Origin of the sequence: Exiguobacterium sp. A1_3_1, assembly GCF_048985645.1 — a bacterium.
Lineage (GTDB): Bacteria > Bacillota > Bacilli > Exiguobacteriales > Exiguobacteriaceae > Exiguobacterium_A > Exiguobacterium_A indicum.
This window is the reverse complement of sequence record NZ_WBYY01000217.1, coordinates 1-4467: the sequence shown is the minus strand read 5'-3', so window position 1 is coordinate 4467 and position 4467 is coordinate 1. Positions and strand designations below refer to the sequence as shown.

Here is a 4467-nt window from a genome sequence, read left to right as displayed (position 1 = left end):
ATAAGAGACAGGTCAAGTCATCCGCGGAACGGCAGAAGAACCAATCGTCATCAAAAAACAAACAATCGTTTAAAGGAGATGTCATTCATGAAGGTATGGTTTGCTGCCACGGAAGCGACACCCTTCATCAAGACAGGGGGGCTAGCTGACGTCGTCGGCTCGCTCCCTTTAGCGCTTGCTGAGGAAGGGGCGGACGTTTCGGTCGTCTTACCCAATTACGGTCAAATCAAGGAGCAATACAAATCAGAGATGGAGTTTTTATTCGACTTCATCGTACCGGTCGGCTGGCGCCAGCAATTTGGTGCTGTCCTCCGATTGAAACAAGATGGTGTGACGTTCTATTTCATCGATAATGAGTACTACTTCAAACGGGATGGCGTCATTTATGGACATTACGATGATGCGGAACGGTTTGCGTATTTCTCACGTGCTGTCCTTGAGATGATTCAACATCTGGATCGAAAGGAAGTACCGGACGTCATCCATTGTCACGATTGGCAAACAGGTGTGATTCCAGCGTTCTTACGCATCCATTATCAGCATCTTGAGCGCTATCAAGATATTAAAACGGTCTTTACGATCCACAACTTACAGTACCAGGGTGTCTTCCCGGAAGAAGTGCTCGGTGACTTACTTGGTTTGAGTCATGAACATTTCACAGCGGATGGGATCGCTCATAACGGTCTCGTCAATTACATGAAGGCAGGACTTGTCCACTCCAATCAAATCACGACAGTCAGTCCATCGTACCGTGATGAAATCATGGATCCGTATTACGGTGAGACACTTGAGCCGGTCTTGCAACATCGCGCTGTCGACGTGCGTGGAATCTTGAACGGAATCGACTATCGTCAATTTGATCCTGCGCATGATACGCATCTCGTTGAGACGTATTCCGTTGATACCGTCACGGAAGGAAAAGCAAAAAACAAGGCTGCCTTACAAGAGGAACTAGGTCTCCCGATCAATCCGGACGTACCACTGTTCGGTTTCGTTTCTCGTCTTGTCGACCAAAAGGGAATCGATTTACTCGCGCATATCTTACCAGACTTGTTCGAACTCGATGCGCAGTTCATCATTCTCGGATCGGGTGAAGCGGAATATGAAGGGTTGTTCCATCATGCGACATCGATTCGTCCAGACAAAATCGCTTCTTATATCGGATTTGACGTTGGTCTCGCACAACGGATCTATGCAGGAAGTGATGCTTTCTTGATGCCTTCGCGTTTTGAACCGTGTGGTCTCAGTCAGTTGATTTCGATGAAGTATGGCTGTTTACCGGTCGTTCGGGAAACAGGTGGGCTCCGTGATACGGTTAAACCGTTCAATCAGTTCACGTTAGAAGGAAATGGATTCTCGTTCGCGAATTATAATGCACATGAGTTTTTAGAAGCGATTAAACGTACGATTGAGGTGTATCATGATCGACCAGTCTTTAAGCATTTGATTGAGACAGCGATGAATGAGGACTTCAGTTGGTTGCGTTCAGCCGACGAATACTTGGCTTTATATCGTTTGATTGCACCGTCCGCCACTTGATCGTATCACTGGGAAAAGGGGTTACGTCATGTTCAAAGATAAAGAGAAGTTCAAGGAGAGGTTTACGGAACGATTCGTTTCGATGCATGGCAAGGCAATAACGGAAGCAACAGAAAACGATATCTATCAGACACTTGCCTATCTGGTACGTGAGACGGTCACGACCGACTGGTTACGGACGAAGGAAACGTATATCCATAAAAAAAGTAAGCAAGTCTATTACTTTTCACTCGAGTTTTTACTCGGACGTTTCCTGCATAACAACCTATTGAGTCTTGATGTCTTAAAGGATGTGGAACGGGGACTTGACGAACTCGGATATCAGCTCAGTGATTTGACAGAAGAAGAGCCGGAACCTGGACTTGGGAACGGAGGGCTCGGTCGTCTCGCGGCGTGTTTCCTCGATTCCCTGGCTGCGCTGGGTCTGCCTGGACACGGGAACGGGATCCGGTATCAGTACGGTCTGTTTAAGCAAAAAATCATTGATGGTTATCAAGTCGAATTACCGGATAACTGGCTGAAGAACGGGAACATGTGGGAAATCAGACGTTCTGATAAAGCGGTCGATGTTCCATTCGGTGGACATGTCTGGCTCGAAGAAGTCGGTGATGGATATCGTGTCCATCATGAGCCGGCTGAAATCGTCCGTGCTGTTCCGTACGATATGCCGATCGTCGGCTATCAAAACAAGGTCGTCAATAACCTGCGACTCTGGAGTGCTGAGTCCCCACTTGATGATGATGAATTACTTAGCCAATACCGTGGGAACTATAAAGATTTACTGGCACATAAACAATCGATTCAGACGATTTCAGAGTTTCTGTATCCGGATGATACGACGTATGAAGGAAAAGAGTTGCGTTTGAAGCAACAATACTTCTTTGTCTCTGCCGGATTACGGAGTATCTTGACGTCCTTTAAAAAGCGAAATCATTCATTGAAGCAACTCGGCAACCATATCGCTATCCATATCAACGATACACATCCGGTCGTCGCGATTCCGGAGTTGATGCGGATTCTTGTCGATGAAGAAGGATTTGGATGGGAAGAAGCATGGCGGATCACGAAGAGTGTCATGTCGTTTACGAACCACACGTTACTGTCAGAAGCACTCGAGCGCTGGCCGATCGATTTGTTCCGTCGCTTGTTACCGCGCATCTACCTCATCATCGAGGAAATCAACCGACGCTTCTGTAAGGATGTGCTTGCAAACTATCCACACATGGAAGCGCATATGCGAGATATCGCCATCATCGCGGATGACCGGATCAACATGGCGAATCTGGCTGTCGTCGGCACGCATTCGACGAATGGTGTCGCTCAGATTCATACTGAGATTCTGAAGCAGCGCGAGATGCGACTATTTTATGAGATGTTTCCGCTTCGCTTTAATAATAAGACGAACGGAATTACACATCGTCGCTGGTTCCTCTCATCGAATCCAGCACTGGCAAATCGTGTGACAGAAGCAATCGGGGATAGTTGGATTCAGCATCCGTCCGATTTGCAAAAGTTGACGAAATGGGCAGAGGATGCAGCATTACAGAAGGACATCGCCGAGATCAAACTTCAGCGTAAAGAAGAATTAGCGTTGCTCATTGAAAAAGAAACCGGGATCGTCGTGGATCCGACCTCGATTTTTGATGTTCAAGTCAAGCGATTGCATGCGTACAAACGTCAACTCTTGAATGCGTTACACATTCATTCACTTTACTATCGTCTGAAGGAAGACCGTTCCTTCACGATGACACCGCGGACATTCATCTTTGGTGCAAAGGCGGCGCCAGGCTATCATTATGCAAAAGAAGTCATTCGTTATATCAATGCGTTAGCTCGCTTGATCAATCAGGATCCAGACGTCAGTCCATACTTGAAAGTCGTCTTCCTAGAAAACTATCGTGTATCGCTTGCTGAGAAAATCTTCCCGGCAAGTGACGTCAGTGAACAGATTTCGACTGCAAGTTATGAAGCCTCTGGAACCGGCAACATGAAGTTCATGATGAATGGTGCACTGACAATCGGAACGCTCGACGGAGCGAACATCGAAATTCGAGACGAGGTCGGGGATGCGAACATCTTCATCTTCGGCTTAACACCGCAGGAAGTCATGAATTATAAGCAGTACGGTGGTTACAGTGCATACGATCAATACAGTGCCCAACCCGAGCTTCGACGAATCATCGATAGTCTCGTCGATGGAACATTATTTGCTCCAGGTGAGTTCCAAGCGATTTATGATTCATTATTGACGTATAATGATGAATATTTAATTTTAAAAGATTTCTTATCCTACCAACAAGCGCAAGAACGAATCGATCGGATGTATCAGCAACCAGAAGAATGGTATAAACGCGTCATTCTTAATATTGCACGGTCAGGTGTGTTCTCAAGTGACCGAACGATTAAAGAGTATGCGAATGCGATCTGGAACATCAAACCGATTCAACTCTGAACAAAAAGACACTGACAGATGTTTCTGTCAGTGTCTGATGCTTACGAACGGGAGACATCTTCACCACGGCTGACCCAATCACTATAAGAGCCGGCGTAAAGCCGGACATCGGTTTTCCCGAGTGAATGGAGAGCGATGACATTGACACACGCTGTCACACCACTTCCACAATAGAGGATAGGGGTTTTGACCGGTAGGATGTCGGCGTACAGTTCTTTCAAATCTTCCGCGTCCCGTAAGCGACCATCTGGTGAGAGTGCTTGTTCGAAGAAACAATTCACGGCACCTGGAATGTGACCGGCGACGTGATCGAGTGGTTCGATTTCTCCACGGTATCGATCGGGTGCACGGGAATCGATGACCATTGTTTCTGTCAGCTGATCTTTCAACTCTTCGAACGAGACAAGCATCTCATCTTGAAAACGAGGCGTGTACTGAGACGGTTCATAAGCTGTCTCTTATACACATCTCCGAGC

At 46.8% G+C, this 4467-nt stretch carries 3 protein-coding genes; 2 read left to right on the top strand and 1 reads right to left on the bottom strand.

The features are described 5' to 3' along the window. The first annotated feature begins 87 nt into the window (after positions 1-87). Together glgA and F8N00_RS16405 are read left to right on the top strand one after the other, a co-directional pair. On the top strand, positions 88-1539 hold the full coding sequence (glgA, locus tag F8N00_RS16410; protein ID WP_075641976.1) for a glycogen synthase GlgA: 1452 nt from the start codon (positions 88-90) through the stop codon (positions 1537-1539). 28 nt (positions 1540-1567) lie between these two features. Then, a complete protein-coding gene (locus tag F8N00_RS16405; RefSeq protein ID WP_075641977.1) occupies positions 1568-3991 on the top strand; it encodes a glycogen/starch/alpha-glucan phosphorylase in 2424 nt (807 codons plus the stop codon). 41 nt (positions 3992-4032) lie between these two features. Here the strand turns inward: F8N00_RS16405 and F8N00_RS16400 are convergent, their stop codons facing one another. Continuing rightward, the gene (locus tag F8N00_RS16400; RefSeq protein WP_421018592.1) at positions 4033-4401 is read right to left on the bottom strand and encodes a sulfurtransferase; all 369 of its coding nucleotides are present in this window, start codon (positions 4399-4401) and stop codon (positions 4033-4035) included. Positions 4402-4467 lie beyond the last annotated feature (66 nt).

Excerpts from the sequence above, each read along its gene's own strand:
- glgA (WP_075641976.1), top strand. The coding sequence starts at position 88 with ATGAAGGTATGGTTTGCTGCCACGGAAGCGACACCCTTCATCAAGACA.
- F8N00_RS16400 (WP_421018592.1), bottom strand. The coding sequence starts at position 4,401 with ATGCTTGTCTCGTTCGAAGAGTTGAAAGATCAGCTGACAGAAACAATG.
- F8N00_RS16405 (WP_075641977.1), top strand. The coding sequence starts at position 1,568 with ATGTTCAAAGATAAAGAGAAGTTCAAGGAGAGGTTTACGGAACGATTC.